The sequence below is a fragment of the Microbacterium sp. P2_F9 genome, assembly GCF_056403635.1.
This window is the reverse complement of record NZ_JBFUFC010000235.1, coordinates 1-5,242: the sequence shown is the minus strand read 5'-3', so window position 1 is coordinate 5,242 and position 5,242 is coordinate 1. Positions and strand designations below refer to the sequence as shown.

Below are 5,242 nucleotides of genomic sequence, written 5' to 3'. Positions count from 1 at the left end.
ATCACGGGCAGCTCGCCGGGGGGCTCGTCGCGCTGGCCGTGGCCACCGGTGACCCCGGCTACGCGCAGCGCGCCCGCGAACTCGTCGCCGCGTGCCTCTCGACCGATGGCGTGGTGCGGGCGCCCGCGGGAGCAGACCCCGTGCTCGCCGCCCAGGGCCTGCAGGCACCGGATGCCGCATCCGACGGCGACGAGCCTTCCGGGGTGGCCGCGCTCGCCGGGGCGTCCGTCGCACTGTGGCTGCTCGGCGCCGGCGACGAGCACCGGGCGCTCGCGGAGGGGCTGGTCGCCGCGCACTCGACCGCTGCCCTGGCCGAGCCGCTCGCACACAGCGCCCTGCTGCGGGTCGCCGCGCTGCTCGCGCTCGCGCCACGTCAGGTCGTCGTCCTGACGGGCGACCCGGATGCCCCGCTCGCGGTCGCGGCCCGCGCGCTGGATGCCGATGTCGTGGCGATCGTCACCCCGGCGCAGGCCGAGGCGTGGTCTGCAGCCGGCTTCACGCTGTTCGACGATAAGACAGAGCGCGATGGGAGAGCGACGGCCTACGACTGCCGCGACTTCGCCTGCCGCCTGCCGGTCACCGACCCCAGGGAACTTTGACCCCGGTCGTTGAGTTCGTCGCTCGGTCGTTGAGCTTGTCGAAACGCGCCTCAGCCCGCGGCGCGGTCCTCGTCGGCCGCCGGCCGCGCGGCCACCTCGACGCCGAACACGATCTCCAGCGCCCGCTCGTATTCGCTGAGGCGGCCTTCGGCCGCGAACTCGCGCGCACGCACCGTCGGCCCGTGCGAGAGCACACCGGCGAAGTGGCGCAGGGCGGTCGCCGCGCGATCGTCGTCGGCGCCGAGTCGAGCGAGTTCGGCCTCGAGCGTCGCCTGGACGTGGGCGCGCAGCGCCACGATCGCGGGTGCGGCGGCTCGCTCCGCGTGGAACGTCGCTGCCGCTGAGCCGACCAGTTCATGCGCCCCGGCGCCGAGTTCGGCGAGCGAGGCGTGCCGGCCGATGAGCTCCAGGTCGAGGAGCTCCACGCCGGCGATCCCTCTGACGGCGGGGTCGACGTTGCGAGGCAGACCCAGGTCGATCACAAGCCGCGGCCGGGCGTCGCCGAAGTCCGCGGGGGTGAGGACGTAGCGCGCGGTGCACGTGACGACGAGCTCGACCGCGGCCATCGCTGCGGACAGCTCGTGCTCTGCGCGCACGCCGTACTTCGTGGCGAAGGCGTCGGCGCGGCCTGTCGCGGAGTACACCCGGATGTCGGTGGCACCGCGAGCGCGCAGCGCGGCGATCGTCGTGGCGGCGTACCGGCCGGTGCCCACGAGGAGCACCGGGGTCGCGGCCCAGTCCGTGAACCGCGACTCGGCGAGGTCCAGGGCGAGGCGGGCGAGCGAACGACCCTCCTTGGCGAGATCGGCCTTGGCCCGCACGTCGCGGGTGGCCCGGGCGGCGCGCTGGAAAGCCTGCTCGAGCTCCGTGCTGGTGGTGMCGGCCGTGCGGGCGCCGCTGAGCGAGCGCTGCACCTGACCGCTGATCTCCTCTTCGCCGACGACCATCGACTCCAGGCCCGAGCTGACCGCGAACAGGTGGCGCACCACCTCATCGCCGCAGAGTGCGACCGCGGAGGAGCGCAGGGCCTCGGCATCCGCTCCCACCGTCATCGCGAGCGTCTCCAGCACGGCTTCACGGGCGAGCGCGACGCCGCCGGTGAGCGGTTCGTCGAGCTCGAGGTAGGTCTCGAAGCGGTTGCAGGTGGACACCACGACGGCACCGCGCACGAATCCATGCGCGGCGACGATGTCGGCGCCGGTGGACTCCGAGGCCCTCGAAATGCGGTCGAGGACGTCGAAGTCGGTGTTCCGGTGGTTGGCCGTCAGGCAGAACAGCACGGAGGCGAGTCTAGCCTGGAGGGGTGTCACTCTCCGTCAGCGCCCTGCCCAAGGCCCATCCCCTGCTCGATGGCCGCACCGCCTCGGCGCCGCTTGTCCGCGCCGCGCGGGGCGATCGGCCCGATGTCCTGCCGATCTGGTTCATGCGGCAGGCGGGTCGATCCCTGCCCGAATATCGGGCGAGCCGGGTGGGCACCGAGATGCTCGACGCCTGCCTCGACCCCGCCCTTGCGGCCGAGATCACGCTCCAGCCGGTGCGCCGGCACGGCGTGGACGCCGCGGTGTTCTTCAGCGACATCGTCATTCCGGTGCTGCTCGCCGGGGTGCCGGTGCGGATCGTGCCAGGGCGCGGCCCGGTGCTCGATGAGCCGGTGCGCACGGCCGCGGACGTCCTGAAGCTGCGGCCGATGGAGCCGGAGGCGCTCGCGCCGATCCGCGAGGCGGTGGCGCTCGTCGTCGCCGAACTGGGAACGACCCCGCTCGTCGGCTTCGGCGGTGCGCCGTACACGCTCGCGAGCTACCTCATCGAGGGCGGTCCCTCGCGGGAGCAGCTGCGCTCGCGCGCCCTGATGCGCAGCGACCCGCACACGTGGGCGGCCCTGCTCAACTGGTGCGCCGACGTCACCGGCGCGTTCCTGCGCGCCCAGGTCGAGGCCGGCGCGAGCGTCGTGCAGCTCTTCGACTCCTGGGCCGGCTCGCTGTCCCGCGCCGACTACCAGCGCCGGGTCGCCCCCCACTCCCGCCGCGCGTTCTCCGCCCTGCGCGGGCTGGAGGCTCCCCGCATCCACTTCGGTCTCGGCATGGGCGAGATGCTCGACCTGCTGCCGGGGATCGGCGCGGAGGTCGTCGGGGTGGACTGGCGGATGCCGCTCGAACAGGCCAACGAGCGGCTCGGCGGCGCCCACCCGCTGCAGGGCAACATCGATCCCGCGCTCCTGACGGCGCCGTGGCCGGTGCTCGAGGCGCACATCCGCGAGGTCGTCGAGAGCGGGAAGGCCGCCCCGGCGCACATCGTGAACCTGGGTCATGGCGTGCCGCCGGACACCGATCCTGTGGTCCTCACCCGCATCGTCGAGTTCGTCCATGGTCTCTGACCCAGGGGTCCTCGTTGTCGGCGGCGGCGTCGCGGGCCTCGTCGCCGCGCGCCGGCTCGCCCTCGAAGGTCGCCGGGTGACGGTGCTCGAGCAGTCCAGCACGCTGGGCGGTCAGGTCGCGCGGCAGCGCGTCGGGGGAGTGGACCTGGATGCCGCGGCGGAGTCGTTCGCGACCCGCGACGGCACCGTGGCTCGCCTCCTCACCGAGCTCGGCCTCGGCGCCGACATCGTGCAGCCCCGGTCCGACCCGGCGTGGCTGCACCGCGCCGACGGCACGGCGGTGCCGCTCCCGGCGACGGGTCTGCTCGGCATCCCGGGCGATCCGGGCGCCGCCGACGTCGTCCGCGCGATCGGCGCGGCCGGTGCCCGCCGAGCCTCGTGGGATGCGCTGCTCCCCGGATGGGTGGGAGCGGATGCCTCGTCCCTGGGCGAGCTCGTGCGGCGCCGGATGGGACGCGCCGTCGTCGATGGGCTCGTCGCTCCCGTCGTGCGCGGCGTCCACTCCGTCGAACCCGACGGGCTGGCCCTGGAGCGTGCCGCGCCGCGCCTGCGCGCCGAGCTGCTGGCGAAGGGATCGCTCGCGGCCGCCGTGCTCGCGGTGCGCGCCGCCGCGCCGGCCGGCTCCCAGGTCGGCGGCATCCGCGGTGGGATGTTCCGCCTCGTCGACGCGCTCGCGGCCGACTGCGAGCGCCTGGGCGTGGTGATCGAGCGTGGCGCACAGGTTCGGGCCGCCGACACCGGCGGAGTCGTCGTCGACGGCCGGCGGCGCGACGGCGTCGTCGTGTGGGCGTGCCCGCCGTTCCGTCAGCGCKGGGGCCGCACCGTGACCCTCGTCACCCTCGTCGTGGACGCACCGGCGCTCGACGAGGCACCGCGAGGCACCGGGGTGCTCGTGGCACCGGCCACACCAGGTGTCCGAGCCCGCGCGCTCACGCATCTGTCCGCGAAGTGGACCTGGGTGGCCGAGGCGCTGCCCGGCCGTCACGCGCTGCGCCTCTCGTACGACGGGGCTCCGATCCACCCGGTGGAGACGGCCACGGCGGATGCCGGCATCCTGATGGGCGCGGTCATCGATCGCGTCGAGGACGCGACGTTCGCCACCTGGGAGCGGGCCGGCGCGGCGCCTCAGACCACGCTGCCGAGCATCGGGGAGACCGCCGCGGGGACGGGGCTCGCCGCGGTCGTCGCGCAGGCCGAGCGCCTGGCGCGCGACCTGGCGGGTTCGCCCGCGATTGGCGGCCTTCGCCGTGAGGGATGAGGATAGTGAGGTGACCGAACACACCCAGGACCAGGCATCCGACCCTCCCGTCGAAGGAGGCGCACGCCACTATGCCCTCTGGGCGGTGCTGCGGCGCGACCCGCACGCGAAGCCGGTGAGCCCGAAGGCACCCACCGCAGCGGAGGCCGTCGAGGCCCTCGGCGACACCGTGCGGGGACTCTACGACGTCTCCGGCCTGCGTGCCGACGCGGATCTGCTCATCTGGCTCGTCGGCGGATCGGCCGACGAACTGCAGGCGGCGCTGCGCACCCTGCGTCGCACCCGTGAGATCAGCCCTCTGCTGCCCACCTGGAACGCGATGGGCGTGCACCGGGACGCGGAGTTCAGCCGCGACCACGCGCCGGCGTACGCCCGCGGCCTGCCGCCGAAGGGCTGGGTCACGGTGTACCCGTTCGTCCGCAGCTACGAGTGGTACGTCCTTCCGGCGGCCGAGCGCGGCGCGATGCTCGCCGACCACGGCCGCAAGGGCCGCGAATACCCGCAGGTGCAGAGCAACACGGTCGCGAGCTTCGCGCTCGGCGACTACGAATGGCTGCTCGCCCTCGAGGCGGACGACCCGATCGACCTCGTCGACCTGATGCGGCACCTGCGCGCCACCGAAGCGCGCCGCCATGTGCGCGAAGAGGTGCCGTTCTTCACCGGTCGCCTGATCGAGGCCGCCGAGCTCGCGGACCTGCTTTGACGCTGCGCATCGGCACGCGGGCGAGCACCCTGGCCCGCGCACAGGCGGGCGCGGTGGCCGAGCTCCTCGGCGCGGAGCTCGTGCTGATCGTGTCGGAGGGCGACACCTCGAGTGCGTCGCTGGCTTCGCTCGGCGGCACCGGCGTCTTCGCCACCGCGCTGCGCGACGCCCTGCTGGCGGGGGAGGTGGATGCCGTGGTCCACTCCTTCAAAGACCTTCCGACCGACCCGGCCCCAGGCCTCGCCATCGCCGCGGTGCCCGAGCGCGCCGACGCGCGGGACGCGCTGTGCACCCGCGACGGATCAGAC

4 protein-coding genes and 2 pseudogenes are annotated in these 5,242 nt (G+C 74.3%); 5 read left to right on the top strand and 1 reads right to left on the bottom strand.

Annotated features, from left to right (window positions below):
• Positions 1–599: pseudogene (locus AC1DVT_RS17750) on the top strand (thioredoxin domain-containing protein); the annotation flags it as partial.
• 50 nt (positions 600–649) lie between these two features.
• Here AC1DVT_RS17750 and AC1DVT_RS17745 read toward each other — a convergent pair.
• A complete protein-coding gene (locus AC1DVT_RS17745; protein WP_477390454.1) occupies positions 650–1,879 on the bottom strand; it encodes a glutamyl-tRNA reductase in 1,230 nt (409 codons plus the stop codon).
• A 23-nt stretch (positions 1,880–1,902) separates the two neighbouring features.
• Between AC1DVT_RS17745 and hemE the strand changes: the two genes are divergently transcribed.
• From hemE to AC1DVT_RS17725, 4 genes and pseudogenes are all read left to right on the top strand, one after another.
• A complete protein-coding gene (gene hemE / locus AC1DVT_RS17740) occupies positions 1,903–2,973 on the top strand; it encodes a uroporphyrinogen decarboxylase (RefSeq protein ID WP_457101100.1) in 1,071 nt (356 codons plus the stop codon).
• Positions 2,963–4,231, top strand: coding sequence for a protoporphyrinogen/coproporphyrinogen oxidase (locus tag AC1DVT_RS17735; RefSeq protein ID WP_477390452.1), 1,269 nt, complete (start codon positions 2,963–2,965; stop codon positions 4,229–4,231). Before hemE ends, AC1DVT_RS17735 begins: the two co-directional genes overlap by 11 nt.
• A 10-nt stretch (positions 4,232–4,241) precedes the next feature.
• Complete coding sequence (gene hemQ / locus AC1DVT_RS17730) at positions 4,242–4,934, top strand: hydrogen peroxide-dependent heme synthase (RefSeq protein WP_477390450.1); 693 nt, start codon at positions 4,242–4,244, stop codon at positions 4,932–4,934.
• Positions 4,931–5,242: pseudogene (locus AC1DVT_RS17725) on the top strand (hydroxymethylbilane synthase); the annotation flags it as partial. The gene hemQ and the pseudogene AC1DVT_RS17725, both read left to right, overlap by 4 nt.